The sequence below is a fragment of the Psychrobacter immobilis genome, assembly GCF_904846225.1.
Lineage (GTDB): Bacteria > Pseudomonadota > Gammaproteobacteria > Pseudomonadales > Moraxellaceae > Psychrobacter > Psychrobacter immobilis_F.
Genome location: NZ_CAJGZJ010000001.1, coordinates 379,352 through 399,907, shown reverse-complemented (window position 1 = coordinate 399,907; position 20,556 = coordinate 379,352). Strand labels below are relative to the sequence as shown.

At 42.4% G+C, this 20,556-nt stretch carries 13 protein-coding genes, 1 tRNA gene and 2 pseudogenes; 15 read left to right on the top strand and 1 reads right to left on the bottom strand.

Annotated features, from left to right (window positions below):
- The 11 genes and pseudogenes from JMX48_RS01700 to JMX48_RS01650 all read left to right on the top strand — a co-directional run.
- Positions 1-90, top strand: a pseudogene (locus JMX48_RS01700) (elongation factor Tu); the annotation flags it as partial.
- A 562-nt stretch (positions 91-652) separates the two neighbouring features.
- Positions 653-728, top strand: a tRNA-Trp gene (locus JMX48_RS01695).
- Between the two features lie 51 nt (positions 729-779).
- The gene (secE, locus tag JMX48_RS01690) at positions 780-1,268 is read left to right on the top strand and encodes a preprotein translocase subunit SecE (protein ID WP_201533544.1); all 489 of its coding nucleotides are present in this window, start codon (positions 780-782) and stop codon (positions 1,266-1,268) included.
- 96 nt (positions 1,269-1,364) lie between these two features.
- A complete protein-coding gene (gene nusG / locus JMX48_RS01685) occupies positions 1,365-1,895 on the top strand; it encodes a transcription termination/antitermination protein NusG (RefSeq protein WP_021813160.1) in 531 nt (176 codons plus the stop codon).
- Between the two features lie 92 nt (positions 1,896-1,987).
- Entirely contained in the window at positions 1,988-2,419 is a 432-nt protein-coding gene (gene rplK, locus JMX48_RS01680; RefSeq protein WP_010201717.1) for a 50S ribosomal protein L11, read from the top strand.
- Entirely contained in the window at positions 2,420-3,121 is a 702-nt protein-coding gene (gene rplA, locus JMX48_RS01675) for a 50S ribosomal protein L1 (RefSeq protein ID WP_201533542.1), read from the top strand. It abuts the gene before it with no gap.
- Positions 3,122-3,556: 435 nt separating this feature from the next.
- A complete protein-coding gene (gene rplJ / locus JMX48_RS01670; protein ID WP_201533540.1) occupies positions 3,557-4,084 on the top strand; it encodes a 50S ribosomal protein L10 in 528 nt (175 codons plus the stop codon).
- 126 nt (positions 4,085-4,210) lie between these two features.
- On the top strand, positions 4,211-4,582 hold the full coding sequence (gene rplL, locus JMX48_RS01665; protein WP_201533538.1) for a 50S ribosomal protein L7/L12: 372 nt from the start codon (positions 4,211-4,213) through the stop codon (positions 4,580-4,582).
- Positions 4,583-5,320: 738 nt separating this feature from the next.
- Positions 5,321-9,439, top strand: a complete 4,119-nt coding sequence (gene rpoB / locus JMX48_RS01660) for a DNA-directed RNA polymerase subunit beta (RefSeq protein WP_201533536.1) — start codon at positions 5,321-5,323, stop codon at positions 9,437-9,439.
- A 152-nt stretch (positions 9,440-9,591) separates the two neighbouring features.
- Positions 9,592-13,690 (top strand): annotated as a pseudogene (gene rpoC, locus JMX48_RS01655) (DNA-directed RNA polymerase subunit beta'); the annotation flags it as partial.
- A 397-nt stretch (positions 13,691-14,087) separates the two neighbouring features.
- Positions 14,088-14,612: a DUF6586 family protein gene (locus tag JMX48_RS01650; RefSeq protein ID WP_201533532.1), complete on the top strand. Its 525-nt coding sequence runs from the start codon at positions 14,088-14,090 to the stop codon at positions 14,610-14,612.
- Positions 14,613-14,707: 95 nt separating this feature from the next.
- Here JMX48_RS01650 and JMX48_RS01645 read toward each other — a convergent pair whose 3' ends face one another.
- Positions 14,708-17,359: a penicillin-binding protein 1A gene (locus tag JMX48_RS01645; protein ID WP_201533530.1), complete on the bottom strand. Its 2,652-nt coding sequence runs from the start codon at positions 17,357-17,359 to the stop codon at positions 14,708-14,710.
- A 193-nt stretch (positions 17,360-17,552) separates the two neighbouring features.
- Here JMX48_RS01645 and JMX48_RS01640 point away from each other — a divergent pair, with 193 nt between their 5' ends.
- From JMX48_RS01640 to JMX48_RS01625, 4 genes are read left to right on the top strand one after another with little or no spacing between them, the layout of a single operon-like run.
- Complete coding sequence (locus JMX48_RS01640; protein ID WP_201533528.1) at positions 17,553-18,608, top strand: pilus assembly protein PilM; 1,056 nt, start codon at positions 17,553-17,555, stop codon at positions 18,606-18,608.
- Positions 18,608-19,261 (top strand): PilN domain-containing protein, encoded by a 654-nt coding sequence (locus JMX48_RS01635; RefSeq protein WP_201533526.1) that lies wholly within the window; start codon positions 18,608-18,610, stop codon positions 19,259-19,261. The genes JMX48_RS01640 and JMX48_RS01635 overlap by 1 nt, the downstream gene beginning before the upstream one ends.
- On the top strand, positions 19,258-20,001 hold the full coding sequence (locus JMX48_RS01630) for a type 4a pilus biogenesis protein PilO (RefSeq protein ID WP_201533524.1): 744 nt from the start codon (positions 19,258-19,260) through the stop codon (positions 19,999-20,001). The genes JMX48_RS01635 and JMX48_RS01630 overlap by 4 nt, the downstream gene beginning before the upstream one ends.
- Positions 20,001-20,534: a pilus assembly protein PilP gene (locus JMX48_RS01625; protein WP_201533522.1), complete on the top strand. Its 534-nt coding sequence runs from the start codon at positions 20,001-20,003 to the stop codon at positions 20,532-20,534. The genes JMX48_RS01630 and JMX48_RS01625 overlap by 1 nt, the downstream gene beginning before the upstream one ends.
- The last annotated feature ends 22 nt before the right edge of the window (positions 20,535-20,556 follow it).

Below are 20,556 nucleotides of genomic sequence, written 5' to 3'. Positions count from 1 at the left end.
CCAATCGCTATGGACAAAGGTCTTCGCTTCGCTATTCGTGAAGGCGGCCGTACTGTAGGCGCTGGTGTTGTTGCTAACGTAAGCAACTAAGATTACCGATATCAGAGTATTCTGATAGACGTGATTGATCAGTGAAAAGCCATCCTCTATTTGAGGGTGGCTTTTTTTTGGATGATGGAAAAGATTGTTTTGATACTTATCACGTAATTATTTATTCAAATAAAAATATTAGTGACTATCCACCACTTGATAGCAAGCTATAGTCGATGAAAAGTTAAATCGATACATCAATCATCAGATACTACTGGTATAAATTTTTCTCGCTTGCTGTGCCGTTACAGACAGAGGCTTCGAAAAATTCATTCCAGTAGTACTGTAGTGATTTTATGGTTTTTTAACTATATGGTTTTTTAACTATATGGTTTTTTAAATATGTCATTGCTATAGATTTATTTTTTCATTCTATTGTAATCTACAGAATAGCTTGTTATATTAACCGTCCTTTTATTATTTGCTTATATCACCAGTATTATTAGAATACTAATTGATAAAAGAGCAATTATACACAATAGAAAGCACGGTAAAAGAAATTTTACCGCTAAAGGCTTGCATTTTATACTAAGTATTGTATAATGCTGTCCTTTACACCCATAGGCGATTGGCTCAATTGGTAGAGCATCGGTCTCCAAAACCGAGGGTTGTAGGTTCGAGTCCTACATCGCCTGCCATCTTTTTATCACATCTTTGTTGTATCCCACCATCTCCGAAGCGAGTTCTTTATGAGCAATAATCAAGATAACCTCGAGACTAAGTTATCTGATGCCAAGGCGGGTACTGGTGGAATGCTGTCTAAAGGTCAGCACATCTCAGCGGGCAATCAAACGACTGCTGTTGAAGTGGCCAAGACTGGCTCAATAAAAGATTTGATCTTGTGGCTACTTGCTGCAATATTTTTGATAGGGGCGACTTTAGTTAATCAGTACTTGCCCGGTTATTGGCAACCAGCCAATGATGTTTGGGTACGTATTAGTATTATTGTCGTCCTTATTATACTTGCTTTGGTATGCTTGGCATTAACGCATCAAGGCCGCGCTTTCAAAATATTATTAAAAGACGCTGCTGTTGAGCTTCGCCGAGTGACATGGCCAGGTAAAGACGAAACCTTTCAATATACATGGCAAGTTATTGTCATGATTATTATTGTTGGGTTTTTTGTTTGGTTGCTAGATAACTTTTTTGTTTGGTTTGTTGGCATATTTATTGGTTAGATATTTTAATGTGAAGCGTTATATCGTGTATTACGAGTCGCTTCGATTTAAATATTCTCACTTAAATTATTGAATAATAACGATTAGGAGCGTGATATGCGTTGGTATATTGTCCAAGCGTTTTCAGGATATGAAAAGCAAGTACAACGTTCATTAACTGATCGTATTAATCGTAGTGACTTTGCTGAGTCATTCGGTGATGTATTGGTTCCTACTGAAGAAGTCGTCGAAATGAAAGATGGCAAAAAGCGTAAAAGCGAGCGCAAGTTCTTTCCAGGATATGTATTGATCCAGATGGAAATGAATGACAATACTTGGCACATCGTCAAAGATTGTCCTCGTATTATGGGTTTCATTGGTGGTACGCCTGAAACGCCAGCACCTATTACGCAAGTAGAAGCTGATCGTATATTAAATCGTCTCAATCAGACTGAAGCTGACCCACGTCCTAAGACATTGTTTGAGCCAGGCGAAGAGTTGTTGGTTATCGATGGTCCATTTACTGACTTTAAAGGGTTGGTAGAAAAAGTAGATTATGAGAAGTCTAAGCTACATTTGACTGTAAACGTATTTAACCGACCGACTCAGGTCGAGCTTGAGTTTAGTAAAGTTGAGAAGCTAGACTAAACCAGAAAAAATTCATCAACCGGGGAGCCGTGAATCAACAACGTATATTATACGATATTGATTTGGCGTTATTACCCATTTAGGAGAAAATCATGGCTAAGAAGATTGATGGTTACATCAAACTGCAAGTGCCTGCAGGCAAAGCAAATCCTTCACCACCGATTGGTCCAGCATTGGGTCAAAAAGGCGTGAACATCATGGCGTTCTGTAAAGAATTTAACGCTGCGACCTCAAACCAAGAGCCGGGTCTACCGATTCCAACTGAGATCACTGTATATAGCGATAAATCTTTTACCTTCATCATGAAATCACCACCAGCTGCGTATTTACTACGTAAAGCTGCTGGTATTGCTAAAGGTTCTGGTACACCAAACACCGCTAAAGTCGGTAAAGTTGACCGTGCACAACTAGAAGACATCGTTAAGACTAAAGATGCAGACTTAACTGCTGCTGATCTTGATGCTGCTGTTCGTACCATCGCTGGTACTGCACGTTCAATGGGTATTACCGTGGAGGGTGTGTAAATGAGTAAACTTACTAAGCGTCAAAAATTAATCGCTGAGCGTGTAGAAAACGAAAAGTTATACACTCTTGAAGAAGCGGTTCAAATCCTAAACGATTTGCCAGCACTAAAATTCAAAGAATCAATTGATATTGCAGTAAACTTGGGCGTTGACCCACGTAAATCTGATCAAGTGGTTCGTGGCGCTACTAACTTACCTGCTGGTACTGGTAAGACTAAACGCGTTGCTGTATTTGCTCAAGGCGCTGCTGCTGAAGCCGCTAAAGAAGCTGGTGCAGATATCGTTGGTTTTGAAGACCTAGCAGAACAAATTAAAGCCGGCAACATGGACTTTGATATCGTTATTGCTGCTCCTGATGCAATGCGTGTCGTTGGTCAGTTAGGTACTATTCTAGGTCCACGTGGCCTGATGCCTAACCCAAAAGTTGGTACGGTAACGCCTAACGTAGCTGAAGCAGTTGCTAATGCTAAAGCTGGTCAAGCACAGTATCGCGTAGACAAAGCAGGTATCATCCACACGACTATCGGTCAAGTTGGTTTTACTGCTGAGCAAGTTATGCAAAACGCTCAAGCGCTATTAGCTGATCTAAAACGTGCGAAACCTGCTACTTCTAAAGGTACTTTCATTAAGAAAATTACCTTGTCTAGCACGATGGGCCCAGGTATCACGATTGATCCTGTTCCTTATCGCGTAGCTAAATAATCTATATAGTATAAAGAATCACTCATTATTCAACAATTTTGAATAAAGAGTATTTATTATCTCAAAGAATTAGGTCAGCGTAGCAACTGCTACGCTGTCTAAGACCGTAGGTAGAAAGCGGTTTAAGCTATCAGTAATAATCTTTAGATTATGATTGATAGCCATGAGCTGTTTTTGTTAATCGACGACAGATGAAAATCTTAGTTGTCCTACGCAGACGGTGACCCACCCAGTTGTTGATAAGAGCCGATAGGGCAACCTATCACTTGATGTCATTCTGATAACGGTGCCGTAATCAGTCGTTATGAGTGAGTTTTTTAAATTTGCTCGTGACGTGTCGTATCAAGTCAGTCTAGGCTAATCGTTTGAGTCATTAAAACTCAGTTTTAAATGTTCAAACAATCAGCTGATTGATAAGATTAAAGGAGTCAACTTATGGCATTAACGCTAGAGCAAAAACAACAAGTTGTGGCTGAAGTGTCTGAAGTTGCTGCTAATGCTTACTCAGCAGTAGCTGCCGAATATCATGGTATTGGTGTTGCAAAGCTTACTAAGCTACGCGAACAAGCCCGTGAGAAAGGCGTAATTTTGAAAGTGGTAAAAAATACCCTAGCAAAACGCGCTTTTGAAGGCACTAAGTTTGAGAGCATGTCAGACCGTATGACTGGCCCATTACTTTTGGCTTTCTCTATGGAAGATTTGGGATCTGCAGCTCGAGTCGTTTTCGACTTTAGCAAAGATAACAAAGCCTTAGAGACCAAATTGGTATCAGTCGGTGGTGAAGTTTATGGTCCTGAAGATTTAGAGCGCGTATCGAAGCTACCAACTCGCGACGAAGCAATCTCTATCTTGATGGCTACTATGAACGCACCAGTGACCAAGCTTGTCCAGACTATGAACGCAGTTCCTAGTAAGCTTGTTCGCACTGTTGCAGCAATCAAAGACGCACAAGAAGCTGCTTAATTGCTTGTTTTAACGTAAATTTTACATCGCTGGTTGCACTTAATTGTCATGCCTATTTTAAAATTTGGCAAGCAATCAAAGCGATTTTAAAATCAATTAATTTTTATCAGATAACGGAGAGTTCTCATGGCACTATCTAAAGATGATGTGTTAAACGCAATCGCTGAAATGTCAGTAATGGATATCGTTGAATTAATCAGCGCTATGGAAGAAAAATTCGGCGTAACAGCTGCTGTTGCTGCTGCACCTGTTGCTGCTGGTCCTGCTGGTCCTGCTGCTGAAGAAAAAGACGAGTTTGACGTAGTTCTTGCCAGCTTTGGCGAGAAGAAAGTTGGCGTAATTAAAGCCGTACGTGAAGCAACTGGTCTTGGCCTGAAAGAAGCGAAAGATTTGGTTGAAAGCGCTCCAGCTCCAATCAAAGAAGGCGTTAACAAAGCTGAAGCTGAAGAGTTGAAAAAGAAACTTGAAGAAGCTGGTGCAACTGTTGAACTAAAATAGTTTAACCGCTGTACGAAAAAAGCTGGTAATGCCTTGCATTATCAGCTTTTTTTTACTATAATTCGTAGCTTGACCTTTTGTGTCTGCCAACATACGTATGCAACATCACGGTGGATACCCATCAAAAGGACAGACGATATACATGCAAGCACACATACCAGTTTTTGAAATCAGTTAAAACAAGCTAAACGTCGGTAGATGTTTGGTATTTTTTCGTGTCTGCATGCTTTCCCATTAACACTATAGTTTATACTGATTCTAAAAGTTATAGTTACCCCAATTATTATTAATTCTGAAAAGCTGCTGATTTTAGGTTATCCATTTAGCATGGTTTGCTGTCAGTATGTAGTCTCGTAGACGGTATATATCAGCGATGATATTAGTTTTAATGACAAGTTATCTAAATATAAGGTGAGTTTTAAGGACAGATTGTCTAATAAATCTCAGTAGAAATTATTTTTTCGCAAATATATTTACATGTTATGCCTTAAGGGCAATAAATTATATGATATTGAATTTTTTGATATGAGTAGTCATATAGATTAACTTAGATACCGATTATAGATTGAATGAAGTGTGCTAAATACACACCGATTAGTAAAGTAGTAGTTGATAAAAAATATGAGTTGCATACGAACACCCGTTTTATATTATCGTTTACGTCGCTAAGCTTGCATCGTATTTATGCATGCTGGCCTCGCTTTTAATTTGTTTCCACGTTTACTGTAAGGACTCTCGATGGCATATTCTTATACTGAAAAAAAGCGTATTCGCAAAAGTTTTGCTGAATTGCCCACTGTGATGGACATTCCCTATCTACTGTCTATTCAAGTAGATTCTTACGAGCAATTTTTGCAAGAGCATAAAAAGCCAAAAGCTCGTGAGAATACTGGTTTGCAAGCTGCGTATTCCTCTATTTTCCCAATTGAGAGTCACTCTGGTAATGCTGAGTTACAATTTGTTGAGTACTATTTAGGTACGCCAGAATTTGACGAGCGTGAGTGTATCTTACGTGGTTCAACGTTTGCTGCACCTATGCGTGTCAAAATCCGTTTGATTATCAAAGACAAAGACAGCAAAGATAAAGACAGCAAAGCGGCTATCAAAGATATCCGTGAGCAAAGCGTTTATATGGGCGAGATGCCATTGATGACGGCTAACGGTACCTTTATTATTAACGGTACTGAGCGTGTTATCGTATCACAGCTACATCGCTCACCTGGTGTCTTCTTTGACCATGACAAAGGTAAGTCACACTCAAGTGGTAAAGTGCTTTATAACGCCCGTATTATCCCTTACCGTGGTTCTTGGTTAGACTTTGAATTTGATGCTAAAGACTTAGTTTTTGCTCGTATTGACCGTCGTCGCAAACTACTTGCTTCTATCATTTTACGTGCATTAGGACTTACTACTTCTGAAATCTTAGATCTTTTCTTTGATAAAGTAGCCGTCTATAAAGGTGAAGAGCAATTCGAAATTGATCTGGTTGCTGATCGCTTACGTGGTGAGATGGCTCAGTTTGATATCGTATCGCCTGAAGGTGATGTGATTGTTGAGCAAGGCAAGCGTATTAATGCACGCCGTATTCGCCAGCTTGAAGAAGCGGGTATGAAAAAGATTTCAGTACCTGATGAATACTTGTATGAGCGTATCTTAGCTGAAGACATCGTTGTTAATGATGAGATTATCGCTAAAGCCAACACGCCAATAGACCATGAATTATTGGTTAAATTGAGTGCGTTTGAAGCTAGTGAATCTATCAAAGAATTTAGTATTCTATTCACTAACGATATCGATCAAGGCAGTTATATTGCTGATACGCTACGTGCTGATAGCACATCAAGCCGCGAAGAAGCATTGATCGAAATCTATAAAGTTATGCGTCCAGGTGAGCCACCAACGGTTGAGACTGCTGAAAAACTGTTTGAAAGCATGTTCTTTAATGCAGACCGTTATGACTTATCAAACGTCGGTCGTATGAAATTCAACCGTCGTCTTGGTTTAGAATTTGATAACACTGACGATCCTGATATCCAACGCGAACGCAGTGTATTGACCAACGATGATATCGTCAACGTTCTAAAAGAGCTTATCGAAATTCGTAATGGTCGCGGTGATGTTGATGATATTGACCATCTAGGTAACCGCCGTATTCGTTCAGTGGGCGAGATGGCAGAAAACCAATTCCGTGTTGGTCTAGTACGTGTTGAGCGTGCGGTTAAGGAGCGTTTAAGCTCAGCGGAATCTGATAACTTGTCACCACAAGATTTGATTAACTCAAAGCCAGTAGCTGCTGCGGTTAAAGAATTCTTTGGTTCAAGCCAGTTGTCACAGTTTATGGATCAGAACAACCCATTATCTGAAGTTACGCATAAACGCCGTGTATCAGCATTGGGACCAGGTGGTCTGACCCGTGAACGTGCAGGCTTTGAAGTACGTGACGTACATGACACCCATTATGGCCGTGTATGCCCGATTGAAACTCCTGAAGGTCCAAACATTGGTCTGATCAACTCACTAGCAACCTTTGCTAAAACCAACAGCTTTGGTTTCTTAGAGACACCTTATCGCCGTGTGGTTGATGGTAAAGTAACAGACGTTATTGAGTATCTATCAGCAATTGAAGAAGTAGGTACGGTCATTGCACAGGCTGATTCACCAGTAACTGCAGAAGGCGCGTTGTCTGATGAAATGGTCAGTGTGCGTAGCTATGGTGAATTTGTTCGTATGCCGCCAGAAAAAGTGACGCATATGGATGTGTCGCCAAGTCAGGTAGTATCGGTCGCCGCAGGTCTAATTCCATTCCTAGAGCATGATGATGCTAACCGTGCCTTGATGGGTTCGAACATGCAGCGTCAGGCTGTTCCTACGCTACGTGCTGATAAGCCGCTAGTAGGTACTGGTATGGAGCGTCACGTTGCTCGTGACTCTGGTGTTTGTGTAATCGCTAAGCGTGGCGGTGTGATTGAAGATGTCGACGCATCACGTATCGTAGTTCGTGTCAACGAAGAAGAGATGATTGCTGGTGAAGCGGGTATTGATATCTATAACTTGATCAAATACACGCGCTCTAACCAAAACACTTGTATCAACCAACGTATCATTGTGAACCAAGGTGACGAGATCGCTTTGGGTGATATCTTGGCTGATGGTCCATCAACGGATCTTGGTGAGCTAGCACTTGGTCAGAACATTCGCATTGCATTTATGCCGTGGAATGGTTACAACTTCGAAGATTCAATCTTGCTATCTGAGAAAGTGGTTAAAGAAGATCGTTTCACCACGATTCATATCCAAGAATTGACGTGTGTGGCACGTGATACCAAGCTAGGTACAGAAGAGATCACTGCTGATATTCCAAACGTTGGTGAAGCAGCGCTATCAAGTCTTGATGAAGCGGGTATCGTTTATATCGGTGCTGAAGTGGATGCTGGTGATATTTTAGTTGGTAAAGTCACGCCAAAAGGTGAGACGCAACTAACGCCAGAAGAGAAGCTACTACGGGCAATCTTTGGTGAAAAAGCGGCTGATGTGAAAGACACCTCACTACGCGTACCGACTTCAAGTAAAGGTACGGTTATTGACGTACAGGTCTTTACTCGTGATGGCGTCGAAAAAGACGCGCGTGCAAGAGCGATTGAAAAATCACAGCTTGACAGCTACCGCAAAGATTTAAAAGAAGAGCTACGTATTTTTGAAGACGCAGCACGTGGCCGTATTGGTAATCTTTTAGATGGTCAAAAAGTCAGTGGTGGTTCTGGTCTAAAAGCTGGTACGGTTATGGCACTGGCTGATATGAAAGACATGAGTCTTGAGACCTTGCTTGATATCCAGCCAGTTGAAGAAGAAATCTCTGAGCGTCTCACGCAAATCGCTGAATATTTGGTTGATAAGCAAAAAGACATCGATGTTAAATTTGCTGAGAAAAAACGTAAGTTAACAGCAGGTGATGACTTACAACATGGCGTACAAAAAATCGTTAAGGTTTATCTTGCGGTTAAGCGTCGTATCCAGCCTGGTGATAAAATGGCGGGCCGCCATGGTAACAAAGGTGTCGTATCGCGCATTATGCCAGTTGAAGATATGCCTTATGATGAGCATGGCAATACCGTTGATATCGTATTGAACCCGCTTGGTGTACCATCGCGTATGAACATCGGTCAGGTTCTAGAGACGCATTTGGGTATGGCAGCGAAAGGCTTGGGCGAGAAGATCGATGGCATGCTCAAAGCGCAAGCAGCGATCAAAGATTTGCGTGATTTCTTGGACCAAATCTATAATAAAGTAGGTGGCGAACAAGTCGATCTTGATAGCTTGAGTGATGATGACATCATGGCGTTGTCAGATAACTTACGTGGTGGTGTGCCAATGGGTACGGCAGTATTTGACGGTGCGAAAGAAAGCCAAGTCAAAGATTTGCTAGAGCTTGCTGGTATGGCACGTGATGGTCAGCAGACATTATATGATGGCCGTACGGGTCAGAAATTTGACCGTCAAGTAACGGTTGGCTACATGTATATGCTCAAGCTTAACCATTTGGTCGATGACAAGATGCATGCGCGTTCTACTGGTTCTTACTCTCTAGTCACGCAGCAACCATTGGGCGGTAAAGCTCAATTTGGTGGTCAGCGCTTCGGTGAAATGGAAGTGTGGGCACTAGAAGCTTACGGTGCGACTTATACGCTGCAAGAGATGCTGACTGTGAAGTCGGATGATGTTGAAGGCCGTACACGTATGTACAAAAACATCGTTGATGGTGAGCAGTATATGGATCCAGGTATGCCTGAATCGTTCAACGTACTGACCAAAGAAATCAAATCATTGGGTATTAATATTGAGCTAAAACAAACCAACTAATCCCAGTGTTTAACTTAGTTGTCAACTAAAGGCAGTCTGCTTTATTGCTACTGCTTTTAGTGATTTGTCTCAACCCTATTCATTGCCTTCATTCATCTTATCTGCGTCAATGGTACGCTGTCAGATGATTATAAAGATAACGGAGAAGCAACTTGAAAGATTTACTCGATATCATGCAAAGCCCTACCGGCAACGGTAACCAAGAGTTTGATAGCATTCAAATTACTTTAGCCTCACCTGACGTCATCAAGTCATGGTCGCATGGCGAAGTAAAAAAGCCTGAAACTATTAACTATCGCACGTTTAAACCTGAGCGTGACGGTCTTTTCTGTGCCAAGATTTTTGGTCCAGTAAAAGATTTTGAATGTTTATGTGGTAAGTACAAGCGCCGTAAGTTCCAAGGCGTTATCTGTGAAAAATGTGGCGTAGAAGTGACTACTGCTAAAGTTCGTCGCGATCGCATGGGTCATATTGACCTAGCTAGCCCAGTTGCGCATATTTGGTTCTTAAAATCATTACCAAGCCGCATCGGTCTGTTATTAGACATGACGCTTCGTGATATTGAGCGTGTGCTATATTTTGAAAGCTACATCGTTACTGAGCCAGGCCTAACTAGCTTAGAAAAATATCAGTTGCTAGATGATGAAGACTATTATAAAGCCCTAGAAGAATTTGGCGACGAATTCACTGCTAAGATGGGTGCAGAAGCGATTCAAGACTTATTAAAAGATATTGATATCGATATCGAAGTTGATGAGCTACGTGAAGCCATTCCGCAAACTGGTTCTGAGACTAAGCTTAAAAAGATGTCTAAGCGTCTTAAATTATTAGAAGCATTCCGTGATTCTAATAATAAGCCTGAGTGGATGGTAATGAATATTTTGCCAGTACTACCGCCAGACTTGCGTCCGCTAGTACCACTAGAAGGCGGTCGTTTTGCGACATCAGATCTAAATGATTTATATCGTCGTGTCATTAACCGTAACAACCGTCTAAAGCGTCTGCTTGAGCTAAGCGCGCCTGATATCATCGTACGTAACGAAAAACGTATGTTGCAAGAATCAGTAGATGCGTTGTTAGATAACGGTCGTCGCGGTCGTGCAATCACTGGTAGTAACAAGCGTCCATTAAAATCTTTGGCTGATATGATCAAAGGTAAGCAAGGTCGTTTCCGTCAAAACTTACTTGGTAAGCGTGTTGATTACTCTGGTCGTTCGGTCATCGTTGTAGGTCCAACGCTGCGTCTACATCAGTGTGGTTTACCTAAGAAAATGGCCCTTGAATTATTCAAGCCATTTACTTATAACAAGCTATTGTCTCATGGTCTAGCGACAACGATTAAAGCTGCCAAAAAGATGGTAGAGCGTGAAGAGCCACAAGTTTGGGACATGCTGGCCATGGTTATCCGTGAGCATCCAGTATTACTTAACCGTGCACCAACGCTTCACCGTTTGGGTTTACAAGCATTTGAGCCAGTATTAATCGAAGGTAAAGCAATCCAATTGCATCCGCTCGTTTGTACTGCTTTCAACGCTGACTTTGATGGTGACCAAATGGCCGTTCACGTGCCATTGACGTTAGAAGCGCAGTTAGAGTCACGTGCGCTCATGATGTCTACCAACAACATCTTGTCACCTGCGAACGGTGAGCCAATCATCGTACCATCACAGGATGTGGTATTGGGCTTGTATTATATCAGTCGTTCATCAATCAATGCCAAAGGCGAAGGCATGATTTTTGCCACCGTTAATGAAGCATTGCGGGCGATTGGCTCAAACGATTTGCATGTAAATGCTAAGATTAAAGTGCGTGCCACAGAGACGCATATTGATGAAGATGGTAACGAGACCAAAGAAGTTAGCATGAAGGAAACGGTCGCTGGCCGTCTACTTATCTGGAACATCATGCCTAAAGGTATGGCGTTTGATGAGTGTAACCAAGAGATGACGAAGAAAAATATTTCACGTCTGATTAACTCTTGCTACCGTAAAGTGGGCGTGAAAGAAAGCGTTATGTTTGCTGATCAATTGATGTATCTTGGTTTTGCTCAAGCAACGTTATCTGGCGTGTCTATCGGTATTGACGACATGGTCATTCCACCACTGAAAAAACAAATTATCGAAGTGGCAGAAGGCGAAGTTCGCGAGATTGAAGATCAATTTGAGCAAGGTTTTGTCACGGCGGGTGAGCGCTATAACAAAGTAGTTGATATTTGGTCACGTACCAATGACAAAGTCGCTAAAGCGATGATGGACAACTTGGCTACCGACAAAGTGATTAATGCAAAAGGTGAAGAAGACGAGCAGAAATCGTTCAACTCTATCTTTATCATGTCAGACTCTGGTGCTCGTGGTAGTGCGGCTCAGATTCGTCAGTTGGCGGGTATGCGTGGTTTGATGGCGAAACCAGATGGTTCAATCATTGAAACTCCGATTAAAGCCAACTTCCGTGAAGGTTTGACAGTACTACAGTACTTTATCTCAACTCACGGTGCACGTAAAGGTCTAGCAGATACGGCACTTAAAACGGCTAACTCAGGTTACCTGACGCGTCGTTTGGTTGATGTGGCACAAGATTTAGTTATTACCACTGACGATTGTGGTACTGATCAAGGCTTGCTCATGAAACCACATATTCAAGGTGGCGAAATCATTGAGAAGTTGGGTGAACTCGTACTTGGTCGTGTAACTGCACGTGATGTCAATTACAACGATGATGCTGATAAAGTATTGATTCCAGCTGGTACATTGATCGATGAGTATTGGGTTGGTGTGCTTGATAACAACGCAATTGATGATATCTGGGTACGCTCAGTTATTACTTGTAATGTCGAACATGGTGTTTGTTCTCAGTGTTATGGTCGTGATCTTGCTCGTGGTCATAAAGTGAACATTGGTGAATCAGTTGGTGTCATGGCAGCACAGTCTATCGGTGAGCCTGGTACTCAGTTAACCATGCGTACTTTCCACGTGGGCGGGGCAGCAAGCTCAGCCTCTGTAGACAACAGCATCTCTGTACGTAATGCTGGTCAAGCGCATTTCGAAAATATGAAAACAGTTCAACATACTGATGGTCATCTAGTTATCGTATCGCGCTCAGCTGAAATTGCGTTGACCGATGAGCTTGGCCGTGAGCGTGAGCGTTATAAAGTGCCTTATGGTTCAAGCGTACTCGTGAAAAATGAAGATCAAGTTGAAGGCGGTCAGACTATCGCTAAATGGGATCCGCACACGCATCCTATCATCACAGAATTTGCTGGTACCGCACGCTTTAGTGACATCACTGATGGTATGACTGCAACTGTGAAAGTTGATGATGCAACTGGTATGAGCTCGTTTGAAATTCTAGCCACTCGTGACCGTTCAAGCTCAGCAAAAGACTTACGTCCTGCGATTATCTTGAACACTGACGAAGGCAAAGAAGTGGTTTACTTCTTACCAGCTGAAACCATCATTCGCGTCAGCGATGGTGAAAAAGTAGCAGCAGGTTCGATCTTAGGCCGCGTACCACAAGCCTCTTCTGGTACTAAAGATATCACCGGTGGTCTACCACGTGTTGCTGACTTGTTTGAAGCACGTCGTCCGAAAGATCACGCCATCATGGCAGAAATGACGGGTGTGGTCAGCTTTGGTAAAGAGACTAAAGGTAAAAACCGTTTCATTATTACCAACGAAGATGGTGAAGTGCACGAAGAGCTGATTCCAAAATGGCGTCAAATCAACGTCTTTGAAAACGAGACAGTAGCACGTGGTGAAGTGATCGCTGATGGTCCACAGAACCCACATGATATTTTACGTCTGAAAGGTCAGACTGCGCTTGCTGATTATATTGTTAACGAAGTGCAGGACGTATATCGCTTGCAGGGTGTAAAAATCAACGATAAGCACATCGAAGTTATTATTCGTCAGATGCTGCGTAAAGTTGAAATTACCGATGGTGGCGATTCAACTCACTTCAAAGGCGATCAGGTAGAATATGCAGATATCAAAGCATTGAATGCGAAGCTAGAAGCGGAAGATAAATTCCCAGTACAGTTTGAGCGTCAATTACTTGGTATCACCAAAGCAAGTTTGGCAACGGAAAGCTTTATCTCAGCCGCTTCTTTCCAGGAAACCACTCGTGTACTAACTGCTGCTGCCGTTACTGGTAAAGTGGATGAGCTACGTGGTTTGAAAGAAAACGTCGTAGTTGGTCGCTTGATTCCTGCAGGTACAGGTCTTGCTTATCACAAGGCACGTAAAGAAAAAGCAGAGCAGAAGCTACAAGACAAAGATCTCAATGCAGCGTTTGATATGACAGCAAGCACTGATAGCAAAGACTTTGCCAGCTTTGATGAAGCCTTCGCGCAAGAGCTGAATCAAGATAATTAATAGTCTGTGATTCACCGTTAATTTAATAAGAAAGCCAGCCTAAGTTGCTGGCTTTTTTATGTCTTGGTAAAAGTAAAGCCATGCAAAAGGTGAGTGTAGAGCCTATCCTCTAGGTTAAGTGATATCATTCTAGCAGCGATTTTTTTTAGCTGATATAATTTCTAACAGTATTTATTGAGTTAGTTCTTCACCAATAGTTATTTATTGCATGTAAATGTGATGGGTTATGATTGTCCCAACTGACGAGCCTTTATTATTAATACAAGGATAAGTAGCAAATGGCAGGTAAAACGCGCGTTGCCAAGTACCAAGCAGATCGCACCAATCAAAAGCTGTATTTTTGTCGTCTGTCCTGTCAAACGGCCGGAAGTACCAATGACAAGCAACTTTATCAAGCACATTGTGAGACAGCTATTTTTCATTTGCATGGTGCTTTTTTAGCCTTTATACAAGAGCTTAGTCATTTTTATAGTTTGAATATGACGGCACCAACTTTGTTGGAGATTGAGCAGACATTGAGTGAGCGTACACAAGTCTCTCCTGAAATTCAGCGTTTGCAGCAACTGCAACAACAAGGATTTATTGCCAATATAGAACGCGCTTACCAGCGTTGTTTATATGCTGTACCGCCAAATACGGTCGTAGATGAAACGCCAAGTAATGATTCTGCATCGCCAGACCTTATTGTTAACGTGGTTACTTTATCAAATCAATGGTTACCAGATGAAGCAACCATACGTGAATGGCGGCAACAGCTTTTAGAACTTATTGAACAATTACGTGCTGGTATGGTCGAGTTTTAGGATTGATAAAGTTTTTAAATAAAAAAAAGGCTTGTTCAGCAATCGCTAAACAAGCCTTTCCTTTATGTGATGTTTTATATTATCAACGATCTGATTTACTCTGGCATTGGTGGCATATCTTCAACAGGTGTCACCGATAGTGGATTTTGCGAGACGCTATCGTTGGTACGATTATTCCTAGGTTTTGCTGGTGATGAATCACTTGTCTCGCTAGTAGGCTCAGCAATTGGTGATTTGCGCTGCTGAGTTTGGGGCTTAACAGGCTTTTTGGACACGTTGACGTCCGTATCTTCATCATCTTTAGTAACAATGCCATCATCAGTCATCTCTATAATTCTTTGCTGTTGCTTTTTAGACTTGGCGCGGTTGTTGATAGATACCCATTGACGAGGTGTGTCTTTGAGCTGGGCTTTCATAAAGTCCATCCAGACGGGGAGAGCTGCCACACCACCATATTCGTGGCGACCCATGGTAGTTGGCTGATCGAAACCCATCCACACTATAGTAGCATTGGTAGGATGGAATCCTGCGAACCAAGCATCTTTAGCATCATTGGTTGTGCCTGTTTTCCCGCCGATATCATCACGTCCTAACGCCTTTGCTTTTACAGCTGTACCACGTTGAATCACATCACGTAAAATATCTGCCATCTCAAAAGCGACTCTAGGCTTTAATATTCGCGGCGCTTGTTTGGCTATTGAGTATTGTACTGCAGGCGCTTTCAAGCGATCTGATTGTGGACTTGCATCATAAACGCTTGTATCGATAGTTTTATCATTTTGTCCGCCATCTGTCTCATTTTTTAAACTTTTTTCTTTGTCAGCTGCTGTATCATTACTCGCACTATTTTCACTTTCAATTGACTGATTATAATCTTCGACCAGCTTTTTGTTACGGTCTTCTAGTTGTTCGTTGAAACATAAGGCACATGCTTGACGTGGATTGGCTTGAAATAGTAAGTCATTTTTATAATTATAAATTTGTTCAATAAAGTAAGGTTGTACGCGATGACCACCATTTGCAAAGGTTGAATAGGCAGTTGCCATCTGTAACGGCGTTGCTTGTCCTGCTCCGAGCGCTAATGATAATGTCGTCGGCAGTTTTTCTTTATCAAGACCGAATTCATCCAAAAGCTCACGCGTATCGGTGATACCAATAGCCTGTAGCAAGCGTATAGAGACCAAGTTGCGAGATAAATACAGACCACGACGTAAAGTGATATCGCCTAAAAAACGTTGATCAGAGTTTTTAGGTTTCCAGTCACCTACTTGGATAGGACGATCCGAGACAATACTATCTGGACGATAGCCTTTCTCTAGAGCAGCTGTATAGACAAGCGGCTTAATCGTTGAACCTGGTTGCCGCCAGCCTTGTAGGGCACGGTTAAACTTACTATAGTTGAAATCAAATCCGCCAACCAAGGCATTCACTGCACCATTCTCTGGGTTCAAGGATACTAGGCTCCCTTGTACTTTAGGTGTTTGTCCTAGCTGCCAATTGCCATTGGCAGTAGGTATCAGACGAACGATATCTTTATTTTTAACAATTTGGCTCGCGTTACTAGGGAAGTAGCCGATACGATTAGCAGAAATGTATTTGCGTGCCCAGCTCATGCCAGACCAGTTGACTGTGACGCTTTCACCAGATTGTAGAGTAGCCTCAAAACTTCTAGAGCCAACTTTGGTGACTTTGGCTGGGGACATATTACTGTAACGGCGGAAGTTTTCTAAAGGTTCATCATTTGCTTCTGCACCGCGCCAGCCATGGCGATGCTCGTAAGCAATCAAGCCTTTTAGGACTGCAGTTTCTGCATCGGTTTGTGCTTTACTATCAACCGTAAGACGCACACGCCAACCACTATGCATCACTTGCTCACCATAACGACCAACTAAGGAAGCACGTGTCATTTCTGCCAAATACGGCATATTAACGTCAAGCTTCTCTTTATAAAGATTGATACCCACTGGTGAAGCAATTGCTTCATCACGCTGCGCCTTACTGATATAACCCAGCTCATGCATACGCCCAATGATCCAGTTACGGCGAGTCAGCGCCCGACTAGGATTAGCCACAGGGTTGTATTTGGATGGGGCTTTTGGCAGGCCTGCTAGCATTGCCATTTCAGCAATGTTTAGGTTTTCTAGTGATTTACTATAGTATTTTTTGGCCGCGGCGCGAACACCATAAGCGCCTTCACCTAAGTAAATTTTATTGACATAAAGCGTCAGGATCTCATTTTTGCTGAGCTCGTCTTCCATTTTACGTGCTAAAAATAATTCTGTTAGTTTACGATTTAACGTACGGTCTGGACTCAAAAAATAGTTTTTGGCAACCTGCATAGTGATGGTAGAACCACCTGTCTGGCTGTCATCATCAGTCACTACCTCGGTAACGGCGCGTCCAAGACCTTTGATACTAATACCACTGTGCTGAAAGAAAGAGGAGTCTTCTGCAGCTAAAAAAGCATGAGTCAGGTCTTCAGGAATATCTTCAAATGTAATCGGTAGCGACAAACGATTGCCATACTGACCAATTAATTTGTCGTCACTGCTATAAATCTGTAATGGCATCTCAAGATTTGCCGTCTTAATCTCTTGAGTGCTAGGTAAAGTGGGTGACAAATACATGGCCATACCGTAGAAACCGATAGGCACAGCAAGGGCTAAAATAACTGCTAGCGCTAAGCAGGCGATAAATAATCCCACCAGAAAATGAATGAGACGAGCGGTAGCAGTTTTTTTGGTCATAGTAAGACTTATCAATTAAAATTTGCAACAGGTAAGGTATTATACCTTGAACCAAATAGGGAGGGCATACTAAATGTGTAAGTTACCCTTAATAGCCAATTTAAACGCTTGAATCTATCTATTAAGTAAAGTATTGTGTTCAAATATTACAAATAACTATCAGAGTGTACACTTAATATAAGGTATAGAGTTTGTGAGGCTATTTACTTCAAAAAGTCGACATTTAATCGGCGTAGATATTTGTGCTACTTCAGTAAAGCTGGTTGACATACAGCGCCAAAATGGCATGTTTCACTTAAAATCTTACGGTATTGAGAGATTGCCTGAAGGGGTCGTCGTCGATAAGCTTTTGGTAGATACTGAAGCCGTTGGTAATATTATTGCGAGCCTAGCTAGGCGTTGTCAAGTCGCTGGTAGTAATGGAGCAACTGCCGTTTCAGGATCAGCAGTGATCACCAAAATTATTGATATGGACTCAGCTTTGAGCGATGTTGAGCGCGAAGCTCAAATACGTTTGGATGCCGATCAATATGTGCCTTACCCATTAGAAGACGTTAATTTGGACTTTGAGGTGTTAGGCCCTTCTTTAGTCAGCGATAATATGGTGCAAGTACTCCTTGCCGCTTCGCGTTCAGAAAACGTCGATCAACGAGTTGATGCGTTAACTTTTGGCGGCTTGCAAACGAAGGTTATGGATATCGAGTCCCATGCGATTGAGCGTGCTTTTGGACTGATGGTAGATAGTCTGCCGAATATACCAGAATTGGTAGCGTTGGTGGATATTGGCCATACTCAAACGACTTTATATATCGCTAAAAATGGTGAGTTTATATATAGTCGCGAACAGTTATTTGGCGGTGCTCAATTGACAGAAGCCATACAGGACCGTTATGGATTATCGGCTGAAGAAGCTGCTATCAGTAAGCGTGAGCGTACCTTACCTGATGATTACTATACTGATATATTGACGCCCTTTATCGAAAGTACGATTCAACAAATTACTCGTTCATTACAATTTTATTTCTCTTCAAGCCAGTATAGTACGATTGATCATATCGTCTTGGCTGGTGGTAGCAGCTCTATTTCTGGTCTTGCAGGTATGGCACAACAAAAACTTGGGGTGACGGTCAGTGTTGCCAATCCGTTTACCAATATGACCATTGCGCCAAATATTGATAATGAGCAACTGATCATCGATGCACCCAGTTTAATGGCTGCATGTGGTCTTGCGTTAAGGAGCTTTGACTGATGGCTCGTATTAACCTCCTACCTTGGCGACAAGAAGAGCGTGAACGTCGCAATAAAGAATTTATGACGTTGGTGGTTGCGATCACTTTACTCGCTTTATTGGCCGCATTTGCTTCGTGGAGCTATTTTAACAACGAGCTTGCCGAACAACTCGATGCAAACGCATTGATTGAACAAGAAAATATTCGGCTAGATACAGCCTTGACTGAAATTGACAGTTTAGAGCAGCGCCGTGAAGACATCATCTCACGTATGCAAGTCATTCAAGACTTGCAGGGTCGGCGTCCTGTACCAGTACGTCTATGGGATGATATTGCCAAAGCCATTCCGCCAGCACTTTATTTGAACAATCTAAAACGTGAAGGCGATACGCTAACGTTGACGGGTCTCGCTGATAATCCAAATATTGTGTCCAGCTTGATTCGTAATCTTGATAATAGCAAATGGATGGACAATTCCGCAGTTAGCAATATTCAACAAAACATCACTGCTTATGAGACAGCACCAGCTTTGAATGAACCAGTAACGGCTGGTGAGCAACCACGCCCTGTTTATCCTGAAGACAGTTATGTTCAGTTTGTGGTGACAACCAAAGTTCAGTCGGAGACGGCCACGCCAGTTGATGCCAGTACTGAGCTTGGAGGTAAGCCATGAAGCTTAGCCGCAAAAAAAGCCTAATCAAAACCAAAAAGACTGCCTTGAAACCAAAGAAACAGTTTGATTTGCAGGAGTTTCGTCGCAGTTTTGAGTCGTTAGATTCTGAAAGTTATGGCAGCTGGCCACTACCGGTAAAAATAACCGTCATTGGATTTGTGATTGCTTTTATAGCAGCATTAGCATGGGCGCTACCGATTAGCAGCAAGATTGACGAGATCAGCGCTGCTGAAAGTCAGCAACAAACCTTATTGGATAGCTACCGTGAGAAGCAATCACGTGCGCGTCACTTAAAAGCCTATCAAGCCCAAGTTCTTCAAATGGAAACTGAGTTCAATACCTTACTTGATCAGCTACCGAAGGATACGCGTGTCTCAGAGCTGGTAGAAGGTATAAACATGACAGGCGTTGGTAGTAACATACGTTTCCAAGACATCTCAGTAGAACCTGAAATTGAAAACGAATTCTTTATTGAGCAGCCTATTCGTATTGCTGCTTTAGGTGACTATCATCAGTTCGGCACCTTTATCAGTGGTCTTGCCGCATTACCACGAATTATTACTATGCACGATTTTGAGGTCAGTAATCCTCAGCCAAGTCTTGATGTTTTACCAGAGCTTAATTTGGTACTACAGACCAAAACTTATCGCTCAAAAGAAGCCACTCCTGAGAGTGATGGAGCTGTTGCTGCTACTGATGCGGCTGCTACCGACGCAGCTACTACTGCAGGAGGCAACTAATGAGCATTCAAAAACTGCCCATGCTGCTGATTTTAAGCGTTGCTGTATTATCAATGGCGGGTTGTACTGACCGGATTGGTATGGCAGAGCAAGCAATGACTGACATACGTAATCAGCCAGCGCAGCCTATTAAGCCACCGCCCAAAGCTGAGCTGGTAGAGGACTTTGTCTATAGTGCGAGTGCGCTGCGTAGCCCATTTCTGCCACCAAGCTTAGTCAATGTTCAAGGTCCTGTAACCTCTATCGATGGTGTACGCCCTGATATCACAAGGGTAAAAGAGCCGCTCGAGCAGTATGAGCTATCACAATTGATCTTTCGTGGTGTAGTGATTTCACCTGAAGGTCAGCAATATGCGTTGATACAGCGTCCTGATGGTTCAGTCGCTAGTGTCAAAGTAGGTGATTATCTTGGATTAAATGACGGCCGTATTGTTGAAATCACGCCGACCCAGATTAATTTGATTGAAATTGTGCCAGACAGCCGTGCCGGGTTTGTTGAAAAACCCCAATCGTTGGTTTCCCCCATAAGTTAAGTCGGCAGATTTTTTGAGGAAT

Coding starts and splice junctions, on each gene's coding strand:
- secE (WP_201533544.1), top strand. CDS start 780: ATGAGCAATAATCAAGATAACCTCGAGACTAAGTTATCTGATGCCAAG.
- nusG (WP_021813160.1), top strand. CDS start 1,365: ATGCGTTGGTATATTGTCCAAGCGTTTTCAGGATATGAAAAGCAAGTA.
- rplK (WP_010201717.1), top strand. CDS start 1,988: ATGGCTAAGAAGATTGATGGTTACATCAAACTGCAAGTGCCTGCAGGC.
- rplA (WP_201533542.1), top strand. CDS start 2,420: ATGAGTAAACTTACTAAGCGTCAAAAATTAATCGCTGAGCGTGTAGAA.
- rplJ (WP_201533540.1), top strand. CDS start 3,557: ATGGCATTAACGCTAGAGCAAAAACAACAAGTTGTGGCTGAAGTGTCT.
- rplL (WP_201533538.1), top strand. CDS start 4,211: ATGGCACTATCTAAAGATGATGTGTTAAACGCAATCGCTGAAATGTCA.
- rpoB (WP_201533536.1), top strand. CDS start 5,321: ATGGCATATTCTTATACTGAAAAAAAGCGTATTCGCAAAAGTTTTGCT.
- JMX48_RS01650 (WP_201533532.1), top strand. CDS start 14,088: ATGGCAGGTAAAACGCGCGTTGCCAAGTACCAAGCAGATCGCACCAAT.
- JMX48_RS01645 (WP_201533530.1), bottom strand. CDS start 17,359: ATGACCAAAAAAACTGCTACCGCTCGTCTCATTCATTTTCTGGTGGGA.
- JMX48_RS01635 (WP_201533526.1), top strand. CDS start 18,608: ATGGCTCGTATTAACCTCCTACCTTGGCGACAAGAAGAGCGTGAACGT.
- JMX48_RS01630 (WP_201533524.1), top strand. CDS start 19,258: ATGAAGCTTAGCCGCAAAAAAAGCCTAATCAAAACCAAAAAGACTGCC.
- JMX48_RS01625 (WP_201533522.1), top strand. CDS start 20,001: ATGAGCATTCAAAAACTGCCCATGCTGCTGATTTTAAGCGTTGCTGTA.